The sequence below is a fragment of the Reyranella sp. GW821-FHT14A01 genome (genome assembly GCF_058803965.1).
Genome location: NZ_JBXAPM010000023.1, coordinates 13,812 through 40,749 on the forward strand (window position 1 = coordinate 13,812; position 26,938 = coordinate 40,749).

A 26,938-nucleotide genomic window follows, 5' to 3' on the forward strand; every position below is an offset into this window, starting at 1 on the left:
AGACAATCCGTCGCCGGTGATCGACCGGCGACCGTGCTAGAAACCGCCGCATGACGGCTGGCTCGCCCGCACACGAAGAATCGCTCTGGGGCCGCACGCTTGTGCTGGTGCTGGCCGTGGTCGTCCTGGTCGCGGGCGCCGCGCTGGCATATGCCCAGCTGCAGGAAGAGCGAAGCGTCCTGGCGCCGCCGACCATCGCGGAGAAGCTCGTCATCCTGCATGCGGAGCGCGCCGAACTGCAGGCGCGTGCCGACAGCCTGGCGCGTCTCGAGCTGCTGTCGTCCTTCCGGGCCGCGAGCCTGCTGTTCGATGCGCTGGCCGCGCGCTACGAGCCCGAACGCGAGCAGTCCTTCGACCGCTTGCCGGCCGCGCGACGGGAGATGTTCGAGAGGCTCGATGCGGTGAATGCCGCGTTGCGCGCCGTGGTCGATCGCCCCGGCGCGGCCGGGTTGGCCGCTGCCGTATCGCAGGCGGCAAGCGGCATTCCGGCGGACCTCGAGCGGCTGGCGTCCGTCGATCTCTCGCCGGTCATTCTCTCCTACACGCCGCTGTTCCTGGCGCCCCCGCGGACACTGCCGGGCGACGATCCCGCGATCGAGATCGAGATTGTGGGCCTGCGCCTGACGGCGGACCGGACGCCGCCGGTGCTGACGGTCGGCTCATGGCGGGGCGAAGCCACGGTTACGCCCGAACGCCTGAGGTTCGCCGTGCCGCGCAGCGCCTTCCCGTCGGACGCCCGGCACGCGCGGTTCGCCGCCGGATCGCTTTTCCTGCGCCATGCGTCGCGCACCGTGGCGTTCCAGCTGCTTTTCACCGCAATTCCGGAGAGGCCGGGGGCGTTTGCGCTCGACCAGAAAGTGCGGTCCTCCGAGCCGGAATCCAACACGCTGGTGTCGCCGGAGATCCTGGCGCGCGCCCCGGCCGGCGAGACGCGGACCGTGCGGCGCTGCTTCGATCCGCCGCCGGGCTGGCGCTTCGACAAGAGCAAGCGGCGCGTCGTCGTCGTCGAGCGACTGGGCTGGATCGACGACATTCCCGACGAGACGATGAACAGCGGCTCGGTCGCCTTCGTCCGCGAGGACAAGCCCAGCCAGATCTGCGTCGCCGTCGTCGCCAAGGCGGCGACGAAGACGGCGAGCACCGCCACGGTCGGCCGCTTCGAGGCGACGCTCGTGCGGGACGTGGCGACGGATCGCGTCGTGCAGAGCGGGGTTCGCGCCCTCGACTGGAGCGAACCGGTACGGGTGCCGCTCGAGTCGGGAATGATCGAGTGGAAGCTCTACATCCGCCTGTTCGACGAGATCGATCGCGAGTTCGAAGGCAAGTTCGACGACGGTCCCCCTTCCTCCGGCTTCGCCTTCCTCCACATCACGATCGACGGCGACAACATGCTGACGCTGCAGGCCGATCTGGAAGCGTTCCGTTAACGTCCGCGCGCCTCGAGGCGCATGCGGCGTTTGCCGGTCTCGTCATTGAGGTCGAGTGTCGTGCCAGCGATCTGAGCCGTTCGGACCGCCGCCAATGCTGCGATGAAGCTCTTCTCGATCGCCGTTTCCGGCGGCGGGCAGGCCATGAGAGTCATGGGACCGGCGACGAAGCGCAGCCCGTCGGGATCGAGAACATAGTCGCCGCCCAATGTGTTGCAGCCGCTCGCGGCGGTGAACTTGCCGTTGTCCTCGAGGCGGAGCATGGGCTGCCGCCGCCATTCCGTGAACGAGGGGCGCGCGCCGTCGAGCTCGACCAGGCGCCATTCCGTGTCGCGCAGCGCCGAGCCGCGCGTCGACAGAGACGGGCAGGCGCCATCACGTTTCACACTGATGAAGCGATCGACCGAGACGGAGTTGTTGCCGTCGAAGCTGCCGATGATCTCGACGTAGAGGCTGGCCTCTCGCGAGGGTGTCATGTTGACCCACGCCTTTTCGAGATCGGGCTCGGCACCGCCCGGCGCCACGCCATAGGTGCGGCCGACCAGGCAGGCGGCGAACAGGCCGCCATCCTGTGCGTCGCGATACATGCCGGAGAGCCGGAATCGTCCGTCGATCGGATCTGGCTTTTCGGCGAGGAGAAGCTCGGTGCCGTTGTCGTCAAGCAGCTTGCCGATGCCAATCTCGCGGAACGCCCGGCGGCTGTTGTCGGCGCCGCGCAGCACCAGCCGCACCCCGCCTTCGACTTCCTGGGCCCACTGGCCGAGATCGAGCAGGGGCTCGGCAGATCCGTCGCGTTTCTCACGGAGCCGGAACGTCCCATCCGGGAACAGGGTGACGGTGAGGTTGCCGCCCGCGAAGGTGCGTGGCGGTTCGCCCGGCCGTCCGACAGCGTGGCAACGCATCGAGCGCCCGGCTGCAGTGAGCGTCGCCTCGCGACCACGGCCGCGCAGCTCGTAGTAGGAATCCGAATAGGCGAAGCCGAGGCCCGATACCTGGCGCCCCAGCTCGATGTCCGGCTGGCCGGGCATGCGCAATGTCGCGAGTTCGCCGTCGTCCGAGTAATGGGCCGCGAAGTCCATGCCGCCGGGGCAGGAGTAGAGGACGTTGCCTTGTGGGACCGGCATGGGAGAGGGCAGGGGTGACGTCGTCGTCGTCGTCGGCCGGTCCGGCGAGGAGACCTGGGCGGCTGCCGGGGCCGCGGCGAGGAGGAGCAAGAGCAGGGCGAGCCGTTTCATGGCGTCGACTCCGGAATGCGTCCGTCGGCGGACAGCAGCACGGCGACCGGTCGGGTCGTCTCGAATTGCGCGAGCACGATCAGCGCCACCACCATGATGGGCACGCAGAGGAACATGCCGACCACGCCCCAGAGCGTACCCCACACGATCAGGGAGACGATGACCACCAGCGGCGAGAGGTTGAGTGAGCGTCCCATGATGGCCGGCTCGATGACATTGGCCGTCACGACCTGGATCGAGCCGAACACCAGCAGCACGATCAGGAACGGCGTGAGATTGTCGAACTGAATCAGGGTGAGCAGGGCCGGCGCGATGATCGCCAGGATCGAGCCCACCGTGGGGATGTAATAGAGGAAAAACACCATGACGGCCCAGAAGCCCGCGAAGTCGACGCCGACCGAGGCCATGACGGCATAGGCCAGCGCCGAGGTGACTGTCGCGAGGGTGGTCTTGATGCGGATGTAGATGCGGATCTCGCGATCGATGCGATCGAGCACGGCGAGCACGCGCGCCTCCTGGCCGTCGCCGTGGAAGATCGCGCCGAGCTTGCGCTTGAAGTGCACCTGCTCGACGAACAGGAAGAGGGTGTAGATCAGGATCAGGCCGGCCACGCTCACCACCGAGGCGGCGGCGGTCGCCACGCTGCCCAGCGTGTCGGCGAGGCTCACGCGGGCGACCAGCTCGGACAAGGTGGGCGCCTGCTCGATACCGGCCATCTGCGCACCCTGCTCGATCAGATGGGTGAGGCGGGCTTCGTAGCTGGGCACCGCCGCCACGACGGCCTGCACGTTGCGTCCGATCGTGCGCCCGACGATCCAGAACAGGCCGCCGATCACCAGGACTGCCAGGACCAGCGCCAGCGGCTGCGGCAGGCGCAGCCTGCCCAGCCGCGGCTGGGCGAAGGTGTCGGCCAGGGAATCGACCATGTACCAAAGGACGATGCCCAGGATGAACGGGAGCAGCAGGCCGCGTCCGGCGACGAGCAGGAAGATCGTCGCGGCGATAACGACGGCCCATAGGGCGGCGCGTTGCAGCGTCATGTCGTCAGTATAGGGGCTGTCGCTTACCGTTGGGAGGCGGCCTGAGCGGCGATGCCGATCTCGGGGCCGATCTCAGGCGCGACCGAGCATCGCGCGGCCGCGCTCGGTCAGCTCGACCCGGCGTTCGCCGGCCTCGCTGCCGCATTGGCGCACCAGCCCGTCGGCGCGTGCGTCTTCCCAAACCGGGAAACGCGGGCAGGAACTCTGCCAGGCGTCCAGCACGTCCTCGCGGCGGCGCGGCCGGGCCGCCACCCACTCGAGGAACTGGATCATGATCAGGTCGGGACTGGCGGACATGACGCCTCCTACTGGAAGCCGCAGGCTTGCGCCGTCACGCCGACGGTCGCCCAGCGCTCGTTCTGACGGAAGCAGCCGTTGGTCCAGATGCCGGTGAAGACCTGGCCGCCAGGGCCGCCGGACTTGGTGCCCCAGCCGCTCGCCTTGTCGTCCAGCCATTCGCCTTCGTAGCGCGCACCGTTGGCCCAGACACGCACGCCGCGCCCCTGCATCTTGCCGTTGACGAAGTCGCCCTCGTAGCGGCCGCCGTCGGCGAACAGGATCGTGCCGCGGCCGGTCCGCTGGTTGTCGCGGAAGTCGCCGATATAGCGGTTGCCGTTGGTCCAGACGTACATGCCGTGTCCCTGGGGCCTGCCCTCGCGGAACTCGGCGATCAGCTTGGCGCCGCTCGGGAAGGTGTAGGTGCCCTTGCCGTCGCGTTCGCCGGCCTTGAACTCGCCTTCGTAGCGGGCCTTGTTGGCATAGGTCAGCTTGCCCTGGCCTTCATAGAGGCCGTCCTTCATCTCGCCTTCATAGCGATCCGTGGGAACGCCGCCCTTCATCCACTGCAGGACGCCCTTGCCCTGCGCCAGATCGTACTCGCAGGCGCCGGACCAACTGATGCCGATATTGGGTTCGGCATTCATCATCACCACGCCGCAGCCGGTCTTCGGGTCCTTGACCTCGTCGCTGGCGGCGGGAGGCTGGCCGGGCGTGGGGGCGGTGGGAAGCTGGCGTGGCTCGGGCACGGTGCCGAGTTCGGGCACCGGCCGCGACGTCTGGGCCGCGACCGGCAGGGCGATCGTTGCGGCCATGAACAGCAGGAAGGGAAAAACCGGACGCCTCATCGGGCGGTGACTCTAGCACCGGCCGCCGGCATCGTCCTTTCCCTCGTCCCGCGTGCTTTTCTGTCCGCCTTTCCTGTCATCCTTGCCGGCATGCTCCTTCTTGTCCGCGGCAATGCCGAGCTGCACCTCGAATGTATGGAGCAGGCCCATCACGACCAGGATCAGGAACGTACCGAGCCCCGCGATCTGCCACAGGCCGAAGCCCGAGGAGAGGCCGACAGCGCCAGCCAGCCACATGCCGGCGCCGGTGGTCAGGCCCTGGACCTCGCCGCGCGTGAACAGGATCGAGCCTGCGGCCAGGAAGGCCACGCCGGCCGTGACCGCCTCGACGGCACGCACCGGATCCACGACCACCTCGCGGCCGTCAAACGCGGTCGAATGGGAAATCTCGACGGTAAGGATTCCGAACGTCGCGGCCGCGACGCAGATCAGGATATGGGTGCGCAACCCGGCCGGCCGTGCCCGCCATTCGCGCTCGAAGCCGATGAGCGCGCCAAGCAGCGCGGCGAACAGGAGCCGCGCTGCAATGACCGGAAACGACAGGAACGTGGGGTGCGCGATCTCTTCGACGAGCGCGCCCATCTTTACGAGGCGTACTTGAACTCGGGCAGGGCCTTCAGCGAGTCCTTGGTCGCGCCCGGCAGCACGATCTTCTTGCCGTTGGTCCTCATCTGCTCGTAGGGGAGGGCGACCAGCTTGTCGCCGACGCCGAGGAAGCCGCCGACCGAGAGGACGACGAACGGGGCCTTGCCGTCGGGGCCGACGATGATCTCGTCGATCTTGCCGACCGTGTCGCCGGCCTCGTTGACGACCGAGGAGCCCAGCACCTTGCTGGCGCGGTAGCCGGTCGAGAGCTTGATCACGTCGACCTTCACGAGCTGGACGGTCTGCGGGGTGCCCTGAGCCAGCACGAGGGCCGGGGCGGCAAGGGCGGTGGCCGCAGCAATTGCGGCCGTAGCGAGAAGCGTGCGCATTGGGAGAAACTCCGTCGAGGGAAGGGACCTCTCAACGGGACGCGTTCGAGAGCGTTCCCTCGTCGACGTCTATGGCGACGTGTGATGCAGCGTCTGATGGGGCGCCGACAGCGAGCGACGCCACAAGATGACGGCGCGACCGCTCAGGTATCCGGCACAAGCCGCGACGGCAGTGGTCGCGCCGACTTCGAGCGTGGGATCGCTCAAGCCAGCCAATGCCGCGGCGAACGCCACGATGACACAGAAGGCCAGCAGGCATGCCGCCAGCAGCCCGTCACGTCCTTGGGGCAGGCGTAGACGGGTATACATGCGGTCGAGTTGCAACGTCAGGTAGGAGGCACGCAGCACGCCGATCGCGATGCCGGCGGCCAGCCCGGTCAGCCACAGGCGCGGCTGGCGGGTCTCGAGGTGTCCCATCGCAAGCAAGAGGACGGCCGTGGCGAGAGCGAACGGTACCGACGCAAACAGCTGGCTTGGCGGCAGGGAGCGGCCGCGCGCCTCGCGCAGCAGGGTGAAGATCGTGGCGCCCGCAAGAGAGGCGACGAGCAGGTGGAGGATATTGAGCTTCAGCACGATATCGAACATAGGCGGCCGAGGCTTACGAACCGCTGACTCGGATGTGACTTTTTGCGCACACCGAGAAATTCAGGGGGTGAAATTGTGGGTCCAGCCGTCCTGGCGTCTGGTATCGACGTTCGTGAACAGGCGTCGTTGATATTGCGAACCGCAGTTGCTCGCGCGAATCGTGAACGCCTGCGGGCTGACACAGACCGGAACGGTCCCCGTCCACTCGCGCCCGCTCGACTTATCCTGTGCATAGACCAGATAGCGGTCGTATTGCAGCGGCCCGGTCCAAAGGAACGTGCAGGCGTTCGGCGGAAGCTTGTACCAGCCTTCGGAAATGACAATGCGGCTGGTGCCGTCGCTTACACCGGTGTCGAGGGCCTTTGCGACCTCGATCTCGCGCCCTGTGAGGTTGCACGCCCGGAAACCCGCTTGGGGCCGCTGCTGTGCGGCGGAACTGCCTGCGCACACCATCAATGCGAGAATTATTGCCGCGAACTTCATGGGCCTCCTGCCGATGGGCGAGTCTGCCTCGCTTGGAGGGAAGTCGCAATCGAGGCGCCGAAGTGAAATATTTCACATGTCGTGAATAAAGATGTTTTCTTAAAGGATTGAAAAATATCGATATTTAGTAAGTCTTATAAAGAAACCTTTATTTGCCGGAGAGCTCACTGTGGCTGGGGCGCCACAGTGGGGGCAACAATGAGTCGAGAGGTGTCTTAGTTTGTGGCGCTGGAGGGGGGCGCTCGGGTACATTGCGCCCCGTTATCGCATCGAATTCTCGCCTCCCCCGTGTGGGCGACGAGGCTGTGTCAAGTTAAGGGAGATATCTGATGAAGAAGGCTCTTCTGGCGGCTGCCGCCATTGTTGCGCTGCCGGTGGCTGCGCAGGCGCAGGCTCCGCAGCCGGGCATCTACATTGGTGCCGAGGGCGGCATCAACTGGCTGACGAACTTCACGGCGAACACGAACATCCCGGCGTTCCCGACGGTGAGCGTGACCCCGCAGCTGGGCTGGATGGCCGGTGGCGTGATCGGCTACGACTTCGTTGGTCCGCGCGTTGAGTTGGAAGGCATCTATCGCTGGAACCCGACGAACGTCGGCGTCCCGGGCACGGCCGTGAACAACCAGGTCGGCCAGCTGGGCATCATGGCGAACCTGCTGTACGACTTCATGCCGGGTTCGGTGATCACCCCGTACATCGGCGCCGGCGCCGGTCTCGGCCTGGTCGACGGCAACACGTCGCTGTCGAGCACGGTGTTCGCCTACCAGGGCATCATCGGTCTCGGCTGGAACGCCGACACGAACTTCCGCGTGAACCTGGACGGCCGCTACTACGGCACGTCGAACCCGACCGTGAACGGCGTGGGTTGGACGAACAACAACTTCAGCATCATGCTGGGCCTGCAGTACAAGTTCGTGGCCGCTCCGGCCGCCCCGCCGCCGCCGCCGCCGGTCGTTGCCCCGCCGTCGTTCATGGTGTTCTTCGACTGGGATCGCTCGAACCTGTCGGCTCAGGCCCTGAACACGATCAAGCAGGCCGCTGGCGCCTACAAGTCGAAGGGTAACGCCCGCATCACGGCGACCGGCCACACCGACACGTCGGGCACCCCGGCCTACAACATGGCGCTGTCGCTGCGTCGTGCGAACGCCGTCAAGGACGCCCTGGTTCGCGAAGGCGTGCCGGCGACCGCGATCGCGGTGGTTGGCCGTGGCGAGCAGGGCCTGCTGGTCCAGACCGGCCCGAACGTCCGCGAGCCGCAGAACCGCCGCGTCGAGATCGTCATCCAGTAAGCTGCCAACGCGCGCTGGAATATCCGAGACAAGGAAGAGGCGGCCCTCACGGGCCGCCTTTTTCTTTGCCGCCCTCGAGGCCGTGGGGCAATCCAGGGCATGCGGCATTGCGTGCCGTTTCGAGATCGAGACTGGCGGCGGCCGGCGCGGGCCTGTAAGGGGCATCGCCCGGACGCATTTTGAATTTTTGCTGTCGGGATGCGATAAACCGGTGGGGAAACTCCGGTAGACGAAAAGGCGGATTCGCTCGGCCATGGCCTCGACGCTCGTTTCTTCCATCCAGATCGCTCCGCGTCTCGACTATTCGATGCTGCGGCGGGTCTCATTCGCCTTCGGGCTGTTCTTCCTCTTCATTTCGCCGGCCTGTCCCGATCCTCTTGCCCTGACCGCCGGCGCCTTCACACCCTGGGTCATCTTGCGGCTGGTGGGCACGCCGACCATGCCCGCGGCACTTGCCTACTATCTTCTGTCCCAATGGCTACAGGTCTTCGCGCGTGCGTGCCTCGCGCTGGTCGACGGCGAGCCCATGGCACAAAGCATCTTCGGACCCTGGGTGCTCAATGCCTACTGGTACATGCTGGCATCGACGGTAGTGCTCGCTTTCGCGTGCAAGGTGATGCTGGGGGGCATCCAACCGCCGACCGAGGAGAACTGGTCCGCCCATCTGTACTGGCGGCCGGTCGACGTATTCATGGTCTATCTCGGATCTCACCTGATCGCTCAGATGGCTGGCCTCACTTTCGGAGGTGTACTCTTCCAGTTCTTCGACGCCATTGCGCGCTTCAAGATCGTGGCGGCGTTCCTCCTGTTCACGTCAGTCATGTCGGTGGGGCGCGGATGGCCCTTCCTGTTCGCCGTGCTCGGGATCGAAATCCTTTCCGGTATGACGGGCTTGCTGGGCGACTTCCGCGGCGTCTTCGTATTCCTCGGTACCGCGGCGCTCGCCGCCCAGATCCGGTGGACACCCAGGACCACCGGCTATGCGTGCCTCACAGTATTCAGTCTGGTGGCATTGGCTCTGTTCTGGACGTCGGTGAAGTTCGAATACCGCGAGATGGCAACGGGCGGTGGGGACTCGCAAGCCCTCCAGGTCTCGCTGTCCGACCGCGTCGGATATATGCTCGGGCGCGTCGCCGACATTGCAAGCATCGATTGGGGATCGGCCTCGAAAGCCCTCCTTGAACGTCTGGCCTATGTCGACATCACCGGACTAGTGATCAATGTCGACCTAGCGAGCGCCGAACAGCAGAATGTGCGTCAGTGGAGCGATGCCTTCAGTCACGTCTTCCAGCCCCGCTTCCTGTTTCCCGAGAAGCAGTCGCTTTCGGACACCGAGGTCTTCATTCGCCTGACCAAGTCCGACGTCATGGAGAACATGCGCGGCGGCACCTCTATCAGCGTCGGCTACATGGCCGAAAACTACGTCGATTTCGGATTCCCGGGCATGCTGGCCGGCGTCTTTGCAATCGGCGTGATCGTGTCGCTGGTGATCCGGTTTTTCTTCTCGTTCGAAGTTCCCTGGATGGTGCGTCAGGGGACGGCTCTCGCTTACGTCTATTCGATTTGTGCCAGCGGCCTCGAAGTCTCGATGCCGAAGCTTCTGGGAAGCTCCATAACCTTCGCCATCGCTTACGGGCTTGCGATGAAGTTCGCCTTTCCGGTGGGCCAGAGATGGCTCGAGAACCGGGCGCGGAGTGCTGCCGACCGCGAAGCCACAATTCGCCGGGTCAAGAACCTGCTCCGCGGCGGAGGGCCTCTCTAGACCCCCCGTACCCGGCAACAGCAGCCATCAACAGCGACTGGCCGCCGGGGTCGCGCGCAACATGGCCCGCGTCATCTCGTTCACGATGCTGGGATGCAGACGCAGGCCGACGACCTTGCCGTCGTCGCCCGTCAAGGCTCCCATCATGCATTCATCCTGCATGTGAAACGCGGCCGAGGTTACGGTGATCTCGGGCGCGCTGCCGGTGCGCGCAGGCAGTTCAGCGCCATTGCGACGCCGCATCTCGGCGACGGTCTTCATGAGCGACGCGATGAAGGCGTTCAATTCTTCGACGCTTGCCACGCAGCTCATCGCGTGGCCGCCATCGTCGATGAACAGCAGCAGGCAGTTCGTGCCATCGACGCTGATGCCGAGATGAAGCTTCTCAAGGGTGCCGGGTGCGGCGGTCGTGTCTTCCATGACGGCCTCCTCTGGATGAAGAGGAAACGTCGCCTGAGGAATGTTGTTCCAGCGATCCGTGGATCAGCGGTGGCGGGCGACGACGCGGGCAAGCGCCTGTGCGGTTCCTTCGAGGGTGCGACCGGCTGCGGCCGGCAAGCCGCCTTCCTCGAAGGCGGCGATGACCGCTTCGTGGACATAGCTCTTGCGGCAAACAGTCGGCGTGTTGGCGAGGTCCTCGGCCGCCGCCGCGATGGCGTCGCGAAGGAGGGTCTTGCGGGCGCGCTCGGTCTCGGCGGGAGGTGCGTCAGACAGGGCCTTCATGACGCCCGCGGAGGCGACGAGGGTGCGGAAGTCCTTGAGCGACACCGTCACGCCGGACACTTCCCGAAGGAAGGCGTTCACGTCGGCGGCCCTCACGGCGTGCAACGTGCCGTCGCGCCCGCGATACTGGAACAGGCGCCGGCCCGGTAGGGTCATGAGGCTTCTGCAGGTGGTGACGAGGGTGCGATCCCGGATCTCGCGCGTCACCATCTTGGCGCCCTTGCCGCGAAAATGGAGTCGCACGATGCCGCCGTCGATCTGCACGTTCGATTTGAGGAGAGTCGTCGCGCCGCGTGTTCCCCGTTCGCGGGCATAGGAGTCGCTGCCGGCCCGCAGCGCCGTCTTCGACACGAGATATACGACGGCCGCCGCTGTCGCCTGGCGCGCATCCGTGTCCTCGGCGCGCAGGAAGCGGCGGACCGCCCGGCTGATCGCAGGCAGCGTCCTGGCGATGTTCTGCAGCTTGCGCGCCTTGAGGCCTTCGCGAACCTGAAGCCAGTTCGGATGGTAGCGATACTGCAGCCGGCCGGCGGCGTCTTCGCCCACCGCCTGGAGGTGCAGCGCACAGTCCGCCGCATAGCGCACGTTCGCATAGGCGGGCGGCATCGCGAGCGATTTCAGGCGCGCAATCGTGGCAGCATCCTTGATCGTCGAGCCTTCGGCATCGACGAAGCGGAAGCCCTTGCCACAGCGTTGGCGACGCAGGACCAGCGTCTCCTGCGTCCCACGCTTCAACCCATTCTCACGCATCAGTCGTTCAGTCGGTGAAATCCGGGACATGCGGCGCCAACGAACGACGGAGAGGATTCGTTGCAGGCAACCCCACGGCCCTCCTGGCCGTTGCAGTTCTGCTGCGGCGCATCGGTCTCGCCGCGGGGAGGAAGTAAGTGGATAGCATCAGCCTGCCAGACAATGCGGCACCCCCGTCGGTGCTTGGCCATGGGGCGCGGGTGCTGCCTGCCGTGACCGTCGACACCTACAACGAGGAACTCCGGGACGAGGAGGGCTTCGTGGGCGACCGTGCCAGCGGACGTGCCTTCCGCGCGATCCTCGACGATTGGCGCGAACGCGTCGGGGCGTCGCTGGACGAGGATCCTTTCGGCGATACGCCGACGGGCGAGATCCCGAAGTCAAAGCTAGACAAGGTGCTGGCCGGAACCGACACGGTCGCGGCAGGACTGGTTCATACCGCCATCGAAGAATTCGCCCATGAACTGGCCACCGTGGTGCGGCGCTTCCTGCGACTCGAAGGCTGGCGAGGAACCGAGCGTATCGTGATCGGTGGCGGCTTGAGTTCCAGCCATCTCGGTCGACTCGCGATGGGACGCGCCCAGGTCCTGCTTGCCGGCGAAGGGACCGCCATAGAGCTGATCCCCATCGGCAATCATCCGGATGAAGCCGGCCTCATCGGCGCGGTACAGCTCGCACCGACCTGGGTGCTGGCGGGCCATGACGCGATCATTGCCGCCGATATCGGCGGAACGAACCTGAGGGTCGGCATCGTCGAGCTCAGGATGAAGAAGGGCGATGTTTCCAATGCTGCCGTCTGGAAGATGCAGCATTGGCATCATCGCGATGACAAGCCGACCCGCGACCAGGCCGTCGCGCGGCTGGCCGAAATGACGGCAAGCCTGATCGAGCGCGCAGCCGCGGCAAAACTCAAGCTGGCCCCGTTCATGGGCATCGGCTGTCCCGGTCTCATCGACGAGCAGGGCGCAATCCTGAATGGCGGGCAGAACCTTCCCGGCAACTGGCAGGAGGACGGGTTCAATCTCATCTCCGCCCTGGCGGGGCGCCTGCCGCGCGTGGACGGTCATGAGCCGGCGCTTATGATCCACAACGATGCCGTGGTGCAGGGGCTGAGCGAAGTTCCCCAAATGAAGGACGTGGAACGCTGGGGCGTGCTGACGATCGGGACCGGCCTGGGCAACGCGCGCTTCACCAATCGCCCGCCAGAATGAAGCGCTTCAGGTGATTTCGGCAATCACGCGCTGCGTCTTCTCGCGCAAGGCGCCGACGCATTCGCAGGCGCCGCGCTCGAGCCCCGCGCGGTCGAGAATCGCGATCTTGCCGCGCTGGTAGCGGATCAGGCCGGCCTGCTGAAGCCCGTAGGCGATCAGGCTCACGGTTGGACGTCTCACGGCGAGCATCTGGGCGAGGAAATCGTGGGTCAGGCGAATCACGTCGTCATCGATGCGATCGCGAACCTGGACGATCCAGCGGCACAACCGCCGATCCGCCGTGTGCAGGGCGTTGCAGGCCGCCGTCTGCTGCATTTGAGCCATCATCAGCTCGCTGCTCAGCAGGGCCACCTTGCGCAGGAGAGGGCTCTGGCCGACGGCGGTCCGGAAATCGGCCGCCGGCATGCGCCACGCCGTCCCGTCGATCTGGACGATGGCCCGGGTACCGGCCTTGTGTGCACCCAGTGCGGATAGCGCTCCGAGGATGGCCTCACGACCCAGAGTTGCCGTTTCGATCGCCGCCCCGTCCTGCATCATGGCCACCAGCGAAACCATGCCGCTTTCGAGGAAGTAGACATGTTCGATCCGCTGTTCCGGCTCCTGCAGAACCAACCCCTGGGGCAGCCGCTGGAAGGAGAGATACGGCCTCAACCGCGCTTGCTCGGCGGCCGGCAGGGCTGACAGGAAAAGATTCTTCGGCTCGAAGACAGACGTCACTACAGTCGTTTCCTCGTTCGCCGGGGCACTGCGGTGACTGTCACGAGCAGCCTGTTGATCGGCCTTGGAACGTTCTCGACTGTACGCACGTGTCGGTTTGCCGGTCTGTTCCGTAACGAACGAAGAAAGAGGCGCGGACCGTGTCGACATAAAACGATCCCGGCTCAGAACGGCAAAGCCCGGCCATGAGGCATGCGCCGCCCCAACCGGTCACGCTTCACGGGGCCCTCGCTTTCGGCGGTTCGCAACTTGGTCTCTTCCTCGGTCACCGCGGCCTCTGCATGGCGGCGGCCCAAAGGGGTCAGGCGCGGACCGTTGGGACCATCATGCAAAAGCCCCAGCAATTCGAGACGCAATCGGTGCGCCGACGGAAGCTTTACGGTTTGGCCGACGGAGAGCGCTCTCAGAAGGCGTTGTTCCTCGGCGCTGATCCGCACCTGTGCGGTCGGCATATCTCGCGGCTCCCTGATCCCAGTGGACACGACCGGCCATCTTAAAGCCGGCAGGTCGTGCAACGGGGTCCTGGAACAGGGGTTCCGGCTGGGGGCCTTTTTGTAGATTTCTGCTTGCGATCGGTCCACGACAGCAGCGACAAGACAGCCTGAAGCGAGGAGGTGTCTGGCGAACCCACCGTAGTGCCTGGGGGGAGGGGCGCCGGAAGTCCTTGAGCCGGTAGACGGCGGGAACGGCGGCTCTGGTGTCGGGTTCACGGAATCGCTAGCGAGCTGTGGTTACCGTTCGTAAGTACGACGATCCCGAGCAGTGCCAGATCGATCAGTCGGCCGGATCGGCAGGCCGCCAAGCGGATCATGGCTAACGGGAACCACGTGAAGCTTTGCCCGGTGCTGGGAAGCTCGAGTAGGCGAGCGCGTTGGGTTCGGCATGGTCCATCAGGAGAGCAAGCTTTGGCAGCTTGGGCCGGAGCTAGTCGCGACAGGACGCCCTTGCACGCTCCTTGTCAGCACAGAATCGCTAAGTCACTCTTCCCCTATATACGCAGCGGGCTTGAGCCCTAGTTGTTGGTAGTCTTGAAGCGTCACATGGCATCATACGCTTGTCTAGAAGTGCGCGTTCGATCGTAGTGACGGGTTGTCTCATCGTTTGGCGACTACGTGTTGATCTGAAGGTCCGGATACTGATGAAGCTTTTCGTTGATACGATTCATGAATCGGATTGGGCTCGCGCACGATGGCTGGACATTGCCGAAAACTGGCAGCGTGCAGGCCATTTCCAGCTGGTTGGCGGGGGCCGTGAGGCAGATGCAGTATTGATCACGTTGGCCGACTGTAGGTCGAGCTATCCCGAGATCATTGAAAACATCGCTCGTTCCGGAGCCTATGCGGAATATCCGGAGAAGTGCTTCGTGTTCGACACCCAGGATTCGCCGATCGGGCTTTATCCAGGCCTGTATTCCTCCTTGAGGCGATACCTTTTCAGCGCCCGCCGCCATCGTACCGGCTGCTACATGCAGTCGTTCAACGAGTATATCTGCGCCGACGGCGACCTTAAGACCAATATTCGCTGGCTCTTCAGTTTTCAGGGAAATCTGACATCTGCTGTCCGAGGTCGACTTTTTGCAGCGAACTATGGTCGCGACGACGTGCTCATTGAGAGGACGGAGCCCTTTTGGGAGAACACCGGCGCCGCGCAGCAGATCGGGTTCAAGCAGCAATATGCGTTGAACGTCAGGCAAAGCCGGTTCGTTCTCTGCCCGCGTGGAGTCGGCGTATCATCCTATCGCTTGTTCGAAGTTATGCAGAGTGGACGCGTTCCGGTAATTCTTTCAGATCAATGGGTGCCATCGTCCTGGGTTGACTGGGAAAGCTGCTCGCTTCGTGTGCATGAGCGACACATCGCTTCCTTGCCTGAAATTTGTCTCGAGGCGCTGCCGCGTTGGGAAACCATGGCGCATCGAGCCCAACAACAGTGGGAATGCTGGTTTAGTCCCAGCGGCATGGGCGCTCTCGTGCATAGGTCGATCGACGATATACGGCGGGCTCGGCGGCTACCGGAGGTGGCGTACCGGCTTGGCTGGCCAGTGCGGCGGAGCGCGGTTGCCGTTCGGCAAACGGCAATAAGCACGATTTCAAGGTTACGTTCGCGCTGAGGCTGAAGCCATTCCGCAAGTCGCTGAGGAGAGGAAGGAAGTCTCGGCGACACAGCCACTCGTGTGTATTTATTGACTGGCGGCACTTTGCTGCAAAGGGAGCAAGATGCTGTGCCGACGCCATGCACTTTAACTCCCTTAGATGTTCGCGCTAGAAATTGCCAGCTCGATATGTCCTAGTACTCCAGTTGGTTCAATTGCCCATTCTAACCTACCAGAAACTGTGCGTTCTTCTTCTCTTCGCCGCATTGTTGTTGCTTGGCGTCGCTATTCATCGCGACTATGGATTTTCGTTCGACGAAGGCGCCCAGCGTATAATTGGCGCGGTGACGATAAGGTATTTGATAGAGCAATTCGCGCCGTCACAACTCACTCCCGCCCTGGCGGCCTTGCCACCGCTCGATCAGTTTAGGGACAAGGATTACGGGGTTGCCTTCGAGGTGCCTGCGTTAATTCTTGAGGCGGTGCTGGGGCTAACCGACAAAAGGGACGTTTTTTTTCTCCGCCACTTGCTCACTTTCCTGGTCAGCCTGGGTGGAGCTTTTGCCGTCTATAGTCTCGCGTACCGCCGTTTCGCCAGCCGCGGCCTTGGGGCATTGGCCGTCGCGTTCCTCATACTATCACCACGGCTCTTTGCTGACTCCTTCTACAATTCCAAAGATGCAGTGTTCATGGCTGCAGTCGCCATCGCCATGAACACGATGATTGCGTTTGTGTTGAGGCCGCGACCAGTGACCGCGATACTTCATGCATTCGCAACGGCCTTTGCCATTGATATTCGGATCGCGGGTATTTTGCTTCTTGCAGTGACGTTTATCCTCCTCACTGCACGAGCGGTTAAGCGAGAAGAAACTTGGCGAGGTTGTGTCTCCGGCTTGGCCATCTACACGCTTGCTGCGGCGCTGTTCACTATCCTGATGTGGCCTTGGCTTTGGGCGGATCCGCTCGGTCGCTTCGCGCAAGCGGTCGCTTCGATGTCAAAGTTCTCTAGATGGGATGGTCCCGTCCTGTACAGGGGCGACTTCGTTCGCAGCACCGAGCTTCCTTGGCACTATGCTCCAGTATGGATACTGATCACGACGCCGCTGCTTTATCTCGTCGCGTTTATTGTCGGCGTAGTAGCAACCTGCCGGCGACTCGTGAAGGCGCGGCTCGGTCTCTGGAGGAGCGACGCAGAGCTTCAGGATCTGGTGTTTCTGGGCTTGGCCGTGGCACCCGTAGCGGGCGCCATACTTTCACGCGCAGTATTGTATGATGGCTGGCGACACCTCTACTTCATCTATCCGGCATTTTTGTTGGTCGCGGTTAGAGGATGGCAGGTGTTGGCAAACGGCGCCGTGCTGCCGCATTTTCAACGAGGGGCTGTCGTCTTGGGGACTGCCGCATCCCTCACGCTGACGGCAGCATGGATGTGGCGAGCGCATCCTTATCAAAACGTCTACTTCAACTTGCTTGCTGGATCTAATCTGCGCACCCAGTACGAACTCGACTATTGGGGATTGAGCACGCGGCGTGGTCTAGAATATGTGCTGAGCCGAGATCAGTGCGATCCGATCTATGTCAAGGCAGGCAGCTTCCTGACACTCGACACAAGCACATATCTGCTGTCGCCGAGGGATCGTGAGCGGGTGCGAATAACAACCGACAACTCGGTGCCGCATTATCTGTTCACCAACTATCGTATGGAAAAGGATAAGGACGACCACAAGTACTTGGCCCAATATGAGCCCTACTATCAGATCAAGGTCGACGGTGAGGTGATCCTCTCGGTGTTCAAGAGCAAGGCGGCCGTCAACGAGACGGGGCACCAGCGAGGATGTCCAAAATGACAAAGGGGGTGGTTCGTGCCCAAGTTCATTTTCCATCGACTGGTCGAGAAAAAAGGTAGCTCCTCGCTGGGCGTACTTGCAGATCCTCACGAAGTCGGCGAGATGGCCGCGAGCGGATCGTGGGTTTGGTAGAAGAAGCGTTTGGCCGCTTCCTGTCAGGCAACTGTCCACACGCCTAGGACGGGCCGACCTCCGCCGCTTTGATCTGTAGGGCCAGATACTTCGAGTACATCCGGCACTGGGCGAAGGAGCCGCCCTGAAACCACAATCCGGGCTGCGCCGTCGGTATCCACATGTTGCGCAATTCCTGAGTGCGGTCGTCGAAGCCCCAGACGGGCCCGACCTTGCGGGCGATCTCCGGCCCGAAAAGCTGCTCGACCAGATGATCCTGGCCCTTGTAGCCGGTCGCCAACACGATGAGATCGGAGAGGCGTTCGCTCCCGTCCTTCATCGCAAGCCCGGTCGCGGTGAACGCGGCGATGTCGGCATACTGGATCAAGCCGATCTCGCCCTTCGCCACGAGGTCGGAGGCGCCGACGTTGAAATAATAGCCGCCGCCGCGGCCCCGGTATTTGAGGGGCCAGCCCGTGCCGTCCTCGCCGAACTCCAGCCGGAAACCCACGCGCTCCAGGGCTTCGAGCAGCGGCGCGTCATGCGCCCGCGCCTGGTCGGTGAGAATACGATGGGCCTTCTTCATCACCCGCAGCGGCGCCGACACGTTGATCAGGTCGCGGTCCTCGAGCGTCGGGCCCTTGCCGTAGTAGATGCCGTCATAAAGCTGTGCGCCGGGCTCGACGTTGACGATCAGCGTGGGACTGCGCTGCACGAGGGTGACGCGGGCGCCGTTGCCGTGCAGGTCCTGCGCGATGTCGTGCGCGCTGGTGCCGGTGCCGAAGACATGGACGGGCCGGTCCTTCCATTCCGCGCCGCTTGCGAACTTGCTCGAATGGACGACCGTGCCCTTGAAGCGATCGAGGGTGGGAATGTCGGGAATGTTCGGCGTGCCGCTCACGCTGGTCGCCATCACGATGTGGCGCGGATGCAGCGTGCGATGGACGCCGTCGGCCACGTTCATGTCGAGTTCGGCCGTCCACCGCCTCGCGCCGGGATCCCAGGTCGCCCCCTTGAAGTTCGTGCCGGTCCAGAAGTCGATTTCCATGGTCTCGACATAGGCTTCGAGCCAGTTCGCGATCTTGTCCTTGGGAATGTATTTCGGCCAGGTCTTGGGAAAGGGCAGGTAGGGGAAGTGATTGGAATGCTTCTGGTTGTGCAGCTTCAGCCCGTGATAGCGCTTGCGCCAGTTGTCGCCGACCCGCGCCATGCGATCGACGACCAGTGCCTCGACGCCCAGGGCCTTGAGGCGCGCCGCCGCCGTGATGCCGGCATGGCCGCCGCCCACGATCAGGACCGCGGGGTCGCGATCGGCATAGCGTGAGGCCTCTCGCCGGCGATCGAGCCAGTTGGGCCCATGGAAGTCGCGCTCGAACGCCGGCTCCTCGGCCTTCTCCAGGATCGTCTCTTCCTCGTGGCCGCGCAGCGATTCCAGCGAGGTCATCAGCGTCCATGCCATGGCGAGGCCGGCGCGGCAGTCGCTGCGCTTCAGCCGCACGATGCCCGCGCCGGTGCCCATCGCGGTCGTGAAGACCAGGATGGCCTCGACGCAGGCCTCGCCGGCACGCTCCACGTCGCGGGGCGGATAACGCTCGGGGTCGATCGCGAAGCCTTGGGCGCCGCTGGCAGCCGCTCCTTCGATCAGCCGCCGGGCGACTTCCGTGCGATCGCTCACGGTTTCGATGGTGTCGGTCAGCGCAACGATATCGCGCCAGTCGGCGTCCGGCCGAAACAGCGCTCCAAGTCTGTCGGCGTCGCGGGCCTCGAGGGCTGATTTCAGGTCGGCGAGCCAGTCGCTGACGATGTGTTTCGCATCACGGTTCAATTCGGCATCCATGCATCGACCCTGTCGAATCGGGTCCGCCAAGACAACAGAGAAGGAAGCGTATTCGTTTGGAACGGAATCGAATGGAAGGGCGTTCATCCAGTCGAGAATGGCCTTTTGCCTTTGGGCCATTCCTCTCCCCAAAGGACTGGCGCCCCGTTTCCGCAAGGAAACGGGGCTTTTTTGCACCCGCCGACCGATCGTGTGAAAATGGCCGCAGCTCTGGGGAGAGCGGGGGACGTCATGTCACTATCACGGGTCGCGCGCGCCTTTTGCGTCGTGCTGGCAAGCCTTGCTCTGATCGCGGGTGTGATCTCGCCTGCCGTCGCGCAGCAATGGACGGAGGTGAAGGAGGGCGGCTTCAAGATCGATATGCCCGGGCCGCCCGAATTCTCCGTTCAGGAGGTGACGGTCAACGGCACCGGCGAGGTCGTCGACCAGACCGAGCGGACCGTCACCCTGGGCGCCACCGAATACTTCTTCTCCCACACGGCCTACCGGAAGATGCCCCCGGATCTCACGCCGGCGCAGATGCTGCTGAACAGCCGGGACGGCCGGCCGGGCCACCTGCTCTCCGACCGCCCGCTCACCGTTTCCGGTGCCCCGGCCCGCGACTATGTCCATGAGGAGGAGGGCTGGATCCTGGCGACCCGCGCGGTCTATGCCGGCGATACGCTCTATCAGCTCATCGTCGTCGGAAGGGCCGGCGTCCAGACGGCGCCGGCCACGCGCCGCTTCTTCGAGTCCTTCAGCCTGTCGCCGCGCCAGCCCTGAACGGGCGAGCTTTCCCCGCTCTCCACCGATTCATCCCCTGTTTCGCGCGGACGGCGTGCAACCTTTTCAGGCGCCACCGCGGTTGGCACGGTGCAGGCGGATCGTGAGGAGCAGGGCCCGGCCCAGTATGGCGCCCGCGCAGAGCATGGCGACGAGGGCCGCTCCCAGGCGTAAAATTTCCAGGCCGGGGCTGTTGAAGAAGGCACCCACCCATTCGATGGCCACGGCAACACCCACGACGACGGCCACCCAGAGGAGCAGGAGCTTGGCGGCGTGCGAGAGATTGACCTGCGGCCGATACATGTCGTGCTGGATACCGATCGTCATGCCGCGCGCGGAGCCGACCACGAACCCGGCAGCAAGTGCTGCACCGAATATCCACGGCGGTTGGCGTTCGGCGAACTGGAGGAGCGAGAGGACGCAGCCCACGAACAGGGCGAGGAAGGCAGGAGCGAAGAGGCGCCAGATGGAAATGTAGCGCCGGCGCACCTCGCGAAGGGAAAGATAGATGCAACCTCCGGCCGCGGCCGCCAGCAACAGATGGACGAGGGTGAGATTGTGAATCACGCGATAAGCTTACACGACGTTTATTTCGTTAAAATGCGCTCGGCCGGCCTTGGGCTGGCGTAACGCCTGTCCCGCCATTCTGTTCCTCAATGGGGCGGTATCGGGGCGCCCGCGTCCCGGTTACAAAGGTGTGCAGGCATTGCGGCGACATCATCGATAAATGACATCCCGTCCGGATCATTCATCCACAGGCGTCTGGCCGGCCGCGATCCATCTCGCGCTGCTCGCCTCGATCATTGCCCTGCCGCTGCTGGCTTTGCTGGGCGTGCTGCTGTACCGGACCGTCAGCGCCGAACGTCAGCAGATCGAGCAGCGGCTGGTCCAGGTGGCGGAGGATCTGGTCGCCGATCTCGATCGCGACATAGACCGCCATTTCACGATTTTGCAGACGCTTATCAGTTCACGCTCGCTGGCCGGCGAGGACTATGCCGGCTTCCATGCCCGCGCGACGCTCAGCCTCCGCGACAAGGGAGGCGTCGTCCTGATCGATCCGCAGGGACACCAGCTCGTGAACACGTACCTGCCGTTTGGACAGGCGCCGCGTCTCACCGGCAACCCGGACATGCTCGACACGATCCGGCGTACGCATCAGCCCGTCGTCTCCAACCTCTTCACCAGCCTCGCCTCACGTGAAGTCGTCTTCGGCATCGCCATCCCGATCCTCGAAGGCGACCAGCTGCGGTATGTGCTGAGCCTCAGCCTGCGGCCGTCGGCGCTGCAGCCGTTGCTTGCGGGGCAGGGGTTGCCGCCGCAATGGAACACCACGATCTGGGACGGCAACGGCCTCGTCATCGCTCATTCAAAGGATGATGGCCGCCTGATCGGCACGCGGATCCCCTTGCGATTGCGCGACGAGGCTCGTGTGCTCAAGGCCTACGAAACGACGAGCCTCGATGGCACCGAGGTCCTGCACGCCTTTGCTCGCAGCAGGTTCTCCGGCTGGGGGGTGGGCGTGAACGCGCCCGTGGGAACCATTCAGGCGCAGATCCTGCAATCGCTCTGGCTGTGGGGCGGCACCATCGTGGCTGTCGCCCTCCTCGTGCTGGGGCTTGCGATCCTGTTCGGCCGGCAGCTCACCCGGCCGCTAGCGGCGGCAACGGCGGCGGCGCGCGCGCTCGGCCGCGAGGAGCCGTTCGAGGTCCGCCCGTCGCGGGTGGTGGAGATCAACGCGGTGAACGAGGCGCTGGGCGTGGCGCGCGATGAACTGGCCTCGCGAACGGCGGCCCTGCGCCGAAGCGAACAGCAGCTCCGCTCGGCCGCCGACGCCGCGCAGTTCGGTGCCCATGAATATGACGTGGCGGCTGATCGCGTGATCCGCTCGCCGCAGCTTCGGCGCATCCTCGGCGCGGACGAATCGGACACGGCTCCGCCTTTCGAATCGGGTCTCGCCTTCGTCCATCCCGAGGACCGCGAGGATGTCGGCCGGCGCAAGCGGCTCATCATTACCGGCGAGCAGGGCCCGTATCAGCTCGAATACCGTATTCGCCGGCCTGACGGCGCCGTGCGCTGGGTCATGGACCGGGGGCAGGCCACGGCCGATCCCGCAACCGGCAAGATCGTGCGTGTCGTGGGCGTCCTGCTCGACATCACGGATCTCAAGGACGCCGAGCAGCGCCAGCGCCTGCTGTTCGACGAGCTGAACCATCGCGTCAAGAACACGCTGGCGATCGTGCAGTCGCTGGCGCAGCAGACGCTGCGCACGCGCAGCGACCCCAAGGAATTCGCGCGCGCCTTCGAGGACCGGTTGGGATCGCTCGCGCGGGCCCACAATCTCCTGACGCGCGAATCCTGGACCGGCGCGTCGCTGCGCGACATCGTCGACGCCGCCATGGCGCCCTTCGCCGACGGCGGGCGGGTCATCGAGGTCACGGGCGACCCGGTGATCATTCCCGCCGGCGCCACCATCACGCTCAGCATGATGCTGCACGAGCTCGCCGCCAACTCCGCCAAGTACGGTGCCCTGGCGGCGGCCGACGGCCGGCTGTCGATCGGCTGGCGGGTCGGCAACGATCTTGTGGCGGCCGAGATCGATCTCGTGTGGGAGGAGAGCGGGGGCGCCACCGTCGTCGCTCCGGCGAGCACGGGTTTCGGCTCGAGGCTCCTGAAGGCGAGTGCGCGGCAGCTCGACGCCCGGCTCGAGATGGACTTCGCACCGTCGGGGCTGCGCTGCCGGCTGCAATTCACAGTGCCGCGTGCGGGAGCGTGATTCCGGCAAGCGGAGTCGAAGTTCCGAAAAACCGCCATTTTGTGCGTGTTGCCTCGCTGCGGGAGACGTGGTTTCTTCCGCGCAGTTCGGGGAGTGAAACGAACGAAAATGGGAGCTTCATTATGAATCGACGTCAGTTTCTTGCCGCCGGCTCGGCCGCGGGCGCCTTCGGTCTGGTCGGCGGGTCGCTGCCGGCCTTGGCCCAGACCCAGTTCTCGATCGCCACGGGCACCACGGGCGCCGTCTACTATCCGCTGGGCGGCGCCATGGCGAACATCCTGAGCAAGAAGGTCCCGGGCTGGGCGGTCACCGCCGAGGCGACGGCCGGCTCGGTCGCCAACATGCACATGATTCGCGACGGCAAGGCGCAGATGGCGCTGACCCAGTGCGATACCGCCTATGACGGCATCAAGGGTCTCGACAAGTTCGTCGGCAAGCCGGTCGAGTCGCGCACCCTGGCCGTGGTCTACCCGAACCTGGTGCACTTCGTGACCATGGAAGGCACGGGCATCAACAAGCTGTCCGACATCAAGGGCAAGCGCATCTCGACCAGCGCCCCGGTCAGCGGCTCGGAAGTCACCGCGCTGCGCATCATCGAGGAGCTCGGCCTCAAGCTCAGCGACATCAAGCGCGAGCGCCTGTCGCCGGCCGAGAGCACGAACGCCATGAAGGACGGCAAGCTCGACGGCTACTTCTTCAACGGTGGCCCGCCGGTCGCGGCGATCACCGATCTTGCCGCCACCCAGGGCATCAAGATCAAGCTGATCTCGACGGCCGAGCTCGTGCCGGCGCTGAACAAGAAGTACGGTCCCGTCTTCGCCGCCAGCCAGATTCCGGCCAAGGCCTATCCGAACCAAGACGCGGCGGTGCCCGTGATCGCCATCTGGAACATCCTCGTCGTGCCGGCGTCGATGACGGACGATCAGGCCTACACCATTACCAAGACCCTGTGGGACAATCAGGCCGACCTGGTCGCCACGCACAAGGCCGCGATCGACATGACGCCGGAGAACCAGAAGGCAGCCAATTCGTCGGTGCCGTTCCATCCCGGCGCTGTGAAGTTCTTCACTGAAAAGGGCATCAAGCTCTCGTAATCGACAAGAAGCCGAGCGGGGCCCTCCCACCAGGAGGGCCCCGTTTCCATTGGAAGTGGGAAATACGATGACGGTCCAGGCCGAACTGCTGAGCGACGAGGAAAAGCGCAAGATCGAGGAGCTCGTCGAGCAGGAAGAGGGCGGCGTCCACAAGTTCGTGGGCTGGTGGGGCAAGGTCCTCACCTTCATTGCCTTCACCATGACCATCTTCCACCTCTACGCCGCGGCCTCGACCGTCGACACGCAGTCGCTGCGCGAGATCCATGTCGCCTACGCGCTGGCGCTGGTCTTCCTGCTGTTCCCGGCGGCGAAGAGCTGGCGCAACCGGGTCGCCCCCTGGGACATTGCGGCTGCCGTCCTGTCGGTCGCCGTCATCTGGTACATGATGACGGGCGGCAGCTGGACGGACTTTGCCGAGTCCGACAACTTCCTCGACCGCTACGTTTCGCCGACCCAGACCGACCTGGTGATCGGCGGTCTCCTGATCCTGCTGGTGCTGGAATCGACGCGCCGCGCGACCGGCTGGATCATGCCGATCCTGTCGATGGTGTTCTTCGCCTATGCGCTGTGGGGCAACTACCTGCCGTCACCGTGGAAGCACAAGGGCTATCCGCTGTCCGACATGATCGCCGAAGAATACATGACCCTGAACGGCATCTTCGGCTCGGCCATCGACGTGTCGGCCACGCTGATCATCCTGTTCACGATCTTCGGCGCCATCCTGCAGGCCTCGGGCGCCGGTCAGTTCTTCATCGATTTCTCGCTGCGTGCCATGAAGGGCCAGCCCAATGCGGCCGGCCGCGCGGTCGTGCTGTCGTCGTTCCTGCTGGGCGGCCCGTCGGGCTCCGGCGTTGCCACCACCGTGACCATCGGCACCGTTGCCTGGCCGATCATGAAGGAGGCGGGATACGGCAAGTCGGCGGCCGGCGGCCTGTTGGCGGCGGGCGGCCTGGGCGCCATCCTGTCGCCGCCGGTGCTGGGCGCCGCGGCCTTCCTGATCGCCGAGTACCTGAAGATGTCGTACCTCGACATCGTCCGGATGGCGCTGATCCCGACCTGCCTCTACTACTTCGGCCTGCTGATGATGACCGAGATCGACTCGCGCAAGTACGGGCTGCGCGCCGTCGATCCCACCGTCGATCTCACCATGTCCCAGCTGCTGACGCGCTACGGCTTCCACTTCACGTCGCTGATCTCGGTCGTCGTGCTGATGGTGTGGGGCTTCTCGGCGACCTATGCCGTCTTCTGGTCGATCCTGCTCGCCATCCTGGTGAGCTACCTGCGCGCCGACACGGCGTTGTGGCCCAGCCGGCTCTTCAAGGCCCTGGCGGACGGCTCGATCCAGGCGTTGGGCGTCGCCGCCACCTGCGCCTGCGCCGGCTTGATCGTCGGCGTCATCACCAAGACCGGCCTCGCACTCAAGTTCTCGTCGATCGTGATCGACCTGGCCGGCGGCTCGGTCTTCTGGACGGCGATGTACACGGCGCTGATCGTCTGGGTGGTCGGCCTCGCTGTGCCGGTGACCGCGTCCTACATCATGTGCGCCGTCATCGCGGCGCCGGCGCTGATCAAGCTCGGCATCCCGGACTATGCCGCGCACATGTTCATCTTCTACTACGCGGTGCTCTCGGAAGTGTCGCCGCCGACCGCACTGGCGCCGTTCGCCGCCGCCACGATCACGCGCGCCGATCCCTACGTGACGACGTTGCAGAGCTGGAAGTACGCGCTGCCGGCCTTCCTGGTGCCGTTCATCTTCGTGCTCGACCCGATCGGCATCGGCCTGCTGCTCGAGACGCCGAAGAACATGAGCTGGCTCTGGATCCCCTGGGTCACCCTGGGCGCGACGGGCGGCATCGTGGCGCTGGCGGTGGCGGCGCAGGGCCATCTATGGCGGCCCCTCAACGTCGGCACCCGCGTGATCTGCGGCCTGGCCGGCATCGCGCTCACTTTCCCGGGGGTGATCGACGACTGGGTGGGCGGCCTTGTCGCCGCGCGCCTGATCGGGCTGGCGATCCTGGTGGCGGTCATCACCTACGAATACAAACAGCCCAGGCGGGCGGCGGCGGCGACGGGCTGAGCTTCGCTCAGCCCTACTGGAAGATGACGCGGGCTTCGCGGCCCAGCATCTGGGGAATGGTCTGCGGGTCGTCGGGCTTGATCTCGACCTCGACCAGGCGTGCATTGGATTCGCCGAGGTCGGCCTCCGACCGCTTGGTGCGCTTCACCGTCAACGGCGTGCGCGTGATCGTGCCGACATGGATGGTCCGGCTGCCCTGGAAGGTGAACTCGACCTTGCCGCCCGGCTTCACGGCGCGCAGATGGATCTCGTCGACGTCGGCGAAGATGCGGATCTGGTTGAGATCGACGATCTTGGTGATGCCACGGAACGAGATGCGCTCGCCCTGGCGGGTGTAGATATCGACCACCACGCCGTCGAGCGGCGAGCGCACCAGGGCCAGCTCGCGCTCCATCTTGGCTTCGTCGAGCTTGGCTTCGAAGATGGCGATGTTGGCCTCGGTCTGCGCGAGGTCGGCCCTGAGCACTTCCTTCTGGAATTTGAGCTTGGCTTCCTCGCGCTCCAGCGTCTGCTGGGCAAGGTTGGACTGGAGCTGCTTCTGGTCGGGCGGCACGCTCGACCGGGAGAGTTCGAGGTCCTTCAGCCGGTTCTCTTCCGATGCCGACTTCACCGATATTTCCTGCAGGGCGATTTCGGCCGTCCGATAGCCCGAGACCATCGACTCGCGCTGCCGGCGCGCCTTGGCGATCTCCGATTCGATCCGGCGCACTTCGACATCCGCCGCGGCGTAGTTGTTCAGAACCGCGATCACCTCGTCGCGCTTGACCGCCTGGCCGTTCTTGACGCGCAGCTCGGTCAGGACGGAGCCGCCGGCCGGGTCGCCGGCGATGACGGCCGTGCCCGCCGGCGCCTCGGTGTAGCCGCGCGAAATCAGCGGCCCGTTCACCTCAGACCGGTTCTGGGCGCTGCCGATCTGTAAGTCGGGCAAGCCGAAAACCACGGTCAGGGCGACAACGGCAACTGCCGCCGCGACCCATGCAACTTTATTGCTTTGCGCCATTTCGGACCGTTTTCATCACCTATGGAGA

The 26,938-nt window shown here is 64.6% G+C and carries 25 protein-coding genes; 10 read left to right on the plus strand and 15 right to left on the minus strand.

The annotated features are described in order from the left end of the window. The first annotated feature begins 50 nt into the window (after positions 1–50). Positions 51–1,427, plus strand: coding sequence for a hypothetical protein (locus tag AC1ROX_RS28955; protein ID WP_493131904.1), 1,377 nt, complete (start codon positions 51–53; stop codon positions 1,425–1,427). On the opposite strand, the gene AC1ROX_RS28960 is transcribed toward AC1ROX_RS28955, so the two are convergent. From AC1ROX_RS28960 to AC1ROX_RS28995, 8 genes are all read right to left on the minus strand, one after another. Next, entirely contained in the window at positions 1,424–2,662 is a 1,239-nt protein-coding gene (locus tag AC1ROX_RS28960; protein ID WP_493131905.1) for an META domain-containing protein, read from the minus strand. The two genes, AC1ROX_RS28955 and AC1ROX_RS28960, sit on opposite strands and share 4 nt — an antisense overlap. Further along, positions 2,659–3,702, minus strand: a complete 1,044-nt coding sequence (locus AC1ROX_RS28965) for an AI-2E family transporter (protein WP_493131907.1) — start codon at positions 3,700–3,702, stop codon at positions 2,659–2,661. The genes AC1ROX_RS28960 and AC1ROX_RS28965 overlap by 4 nt, the downstream gene beginning before the upstream one ends. A 72-nt stretch (positions 3,703–3,774) precedes the next feature. Further along, positions 3,775–3,999: a hypothetical protein gene (locus AC1ROX_RS28970; protein ID WP_493131909.1), complete on the minus strand. Its 225-nt coding sequence runs from the start codon at positions 3,997–3,999 to the stop codon at positions 3,775–3,777. Positions 4,000–4,007: 8 nt separating this feature from the next. Then, positions 4,008–4,826 (minus strand): MORN repeat-containing protein, encoded by an 819-nt coding sequence (locus AC1ROX_RS28975; RefSeq protein ID WP_493131911.1) that lies wholly within the window; start codon positions 4,824–4,826, stop codon positions 4,008–4,010. 12 nt (positions 4,827–4,838) lie between these two features. Then, the gene (locus tag AC1ROX_RS28980; RefSeq protein WP_493131913.1) at positions 4,839–5,408 is read right to left on the minus strand and encodes an MgtC/SapB family protein; all 570 of its coding nucleotides are present in this window, start codon (positions 5,406–5,408) and stop codon (positions 4,839–4,841) included. A 2-nt stretch (positions 5,409–5,410) separates the two neighbouring features. After that, complete coding sequence (locus AC1ROX_RS28985; protein ID WP_493131915.1) at positions 5,411–5,800, minus strand: PRC-barrel domain-containing protein; 390 nt, start codon at positions 5,798–5,800, stop codon at positions 5,411–5,413. A 69-nt stretch (positions 5,801–5,869) separates the two neighbouring features. After that, on the minus strand, positions 5,870–6,385 hold the full coding sequence (locus AC1ROX_RS28990; protein WP_493131917.1) for a hypothetical protein: 516 nt from the start codon (positions 6,383–6,385) through the stop codon (positions 5,870–5,872). A gap of 60 nt (positions 6,386–6,445) precedes the next feature. Continuing rightward, positions 6,446–6,868, minus strand: a complete 423-nt coding sequence (locus AC1ROX_RS28995; RefSeq protein WP_493131919.1) for a DUF1036 domain-containing protein — start codon at positions 6,866–6,868, stop codon at positions 6,446–6,448. Between the two features lie 329 nt (positions 6,869–7,197). Between AC1ROX_RS28995 and AC1ROX_RS29000 the strand changes: the two genes are divergently transcribed. Then, positions 7,198–8,157, plus strand: a complete 960-nt coding sequence (locus tag AC1ROX_RS29000) for an OmpA family protein (RefSeq protein WP_493131921.1) — start codon at positions 7,198–7,200, stop codon at positions 8,155–8,157. A gap of 253 nt (positions 8,158–8,410) precedes the next feature. After that, a complete protein-coding gene (locus AC1ROX_RS29005) occupies positions 8,411–9,919 on the plus strand; it encodes a hypothetical protein (protein WP_493131923.1) in 1,509 nt (502 codons plus the stop codon). A 27-nt stretch (positions 9,920–9,946) separates the two neighbouring features. On the opposite strand, the gene AC1ROX_RS29010 is transcribed toward AC1ROX_RS29005, so the two are convergent. Beyond that, complete coding sequence (locus AC1ROX_RS29010) at positions 9,947–10,339, minus strand: hypothetical protein (protein WP_493131925.1); 393 nt, start codon at positions 10,337–10,339, stop codon at positions 9,947–9,949. A 63-nt stretch (positions 10,340–10,402) separates the two neighbouring features. After that, positions 10,403–11,377 (minus strand): DNA topoisomerase IB, encoded by a 975-nt coding sequence (locus tag AC1ROX_RS29015; protein ID WP_493131927.1) that lies wholly within the window; start codon positions 11,375–11,377, stop codon positions 10,403–10,405. Positions 11,378–11,529: 152 nt separating this feature from the next. On the opposite strand from AC1ROX_RS29015, the gene AC1ROX_RS29020 reads away from it, so the two are divergent. Beyond that, a complete protein-coding gene (locus AC1ROX_RS29020; protein ID WP_493131929.1) occupies positions 11,530–12,603 on the plus strand; it encodes an ROK family protein in 1,074 nt (357 codons plus the stop codon). A 6-nt stretch (positions 12,604–12,609) separates the two neighbouring features. Here AC1ROX_RS29020 and AC1ROX_RS29025 read toward each other — a convergent pair whose 3' ends face one another. Both AC1ROX_RS29025 and AC1ROX_RS29030 read right to left on the minus strand, forming a co-directional pair. After that, on the minus strand, positions 12,610–13,320 hold the full coding sequence (locus AC1ROX_RS29025; RefSeq protein WP_493131931.1) for a Crp/Fnr family transcriptional regulator: 711 nt from the start codon (positions 13,318–13,320) through the stop codon (positions 12,610–12,612). 164 nt (positions 13,321–13,484) lie between these two features. Continuing rightward, positions 13,485–13,772, minus strand: a complete 288-nt coding sequence (locus AC1ROX_RS29030; RefSeq protein WP_493131933.1) for a hypothetical protein — start codon at positions 13,770–13,772, stop codon at positions 13,485–13,487. A 686-nt stretch (positions 13,773–14,458) separates the two neighbouring features. Here AC1ROX_RS29030 and AC1ROX_RS29035 point away from each other — a divergent pair. Together AC1ROX_RS29035 and AC1ROX_RS29040 are read left to right on the plus strand one after the other, a co-directional pair. Next, a complete protein-coding gene (locus AC1ROX_RS29035) occupies positions 14,459–15,427 on the plus strand; it encodes an exostosin domain-containing protein (protein WP_493131936.1) in 969 nt (322 codons plus the stop codon). Positions 15,428–15,624: 197 nt separating this feature from the next. After that, complete coding sequence (locus AC1ROX_RS29040) at positions 15,625–17,256, plus strand: hypothetical protein (RefSeq protein WP_493131938.1); 1,632 nt, start codon at positions 15,625–15,627, stop codon at positions 17,254–17,256. A 175-nt stretch (positions 17,257–17,431) separates the two neighbouring features. On the opposite strand, the gene AC1ROX_RS29045 is transcribed toward AC1ROX_RS29040, so the two are convergent. Further along, positions 17,432–19,204, minus strand: a complete 1,773-nt coding sequence (locus AC1ROX_RS29045; protein ID WP_493131940.1) for a flavin-containing monooxygenase — start codon at positions 19,202–19,204, stop codon at positions 17,432–17,434. Positions 19,205–19,435: 231 nt separating this feature from the next. Between AC1ROX_RS29045 and AC1ROX_RS29050 the strand changes: the two genes are divergently transcribed. Further along, positions 19,436–19,966, plus strand: a complete 531-nt coding sequence (locus AC1ROX_RS29050; RefSeq protein ID WP_493131942.1) for a hypothetical protein — start codon at positions 19,436–19,438, stop codon at positions 19,964–19,966. Between the two features lie 66 nt (positions 19,967–20,032). Here the strand turns inward: AC1ROX_RS29050 and AC1ROX_RS29055 are convergent, their stop codons facing one another. Beyond that, on the minus strand, positions 20,033–20,533 hold the full coding sequence (locus AC1ROX_RS29055; protein ID WP_493131944.1) for a hypothetical protein: 501 nt from the start codon (positions 20,531–20,533) through the stop codon (positions 20,033–20,035). 160 nt (positions 20,534–20,693) lie between these two features. On the opposite strand from AC1ROX_RS29055, the gene AC1ROX_RS29060 reads away from it, so the two are divergent. From AC1ROX_RS29060 to AC1ROX_RS29070, 3 genes are all read left to right on the plus strand, one after another. Beyond that, positions 20,694–22,739, plus strand: a complete 2,046-nt coding sequence (locus AC1ROX_RS29060) for a sensor histidine kinase (RefSeq protein ID WP_493131946.1) — start codon at positions 20,694–20,696, stop codon at positions 22,737–22,739. Positions 22,740–22,861: 122 nt separating this feature from the next. Further along, positions 22,862–23,833, plus strand: coding sequence for a TAXI family TRAP transporter solute-binding subunit (locus tag AC1ROX_RS29065; protein WP_493131949.1), 972 nt, complete (start codon positions 22,862–22,864; stop codon positions 23,831–23,833). Positions 23,834–23,900: 67 nt separating this feature from the next. Beyond that, positions 23,901–25,910 (plus strand): TRAP transporter permease, encoded by a 2,010-nt coding sequence (locus AC1ROX_RS29070; protein ID WP_493131951.1) that lies wholly within the window; start codon positions 23,901–23,903, stop codon positions 25,908–25,910. Between the two features lie 13 nt (positions 25,911–25,923). Here AC1ROX_RS29070 and AC1ROX_RS29075 read toward each other — a convergent pair whose 3' ends face one another. Then, a complete protein-coding gene (locus AC1ROX_RS29075; RefSeq protein WP_493131953.1) occupies positions 25,924–26,838 on the minus strand; it encodes an HlyD family secretion protein in 915 nt (304 codons plus the stop codon). Positions 26,839–26,938 lie beyond the last annotated feature (100 nt).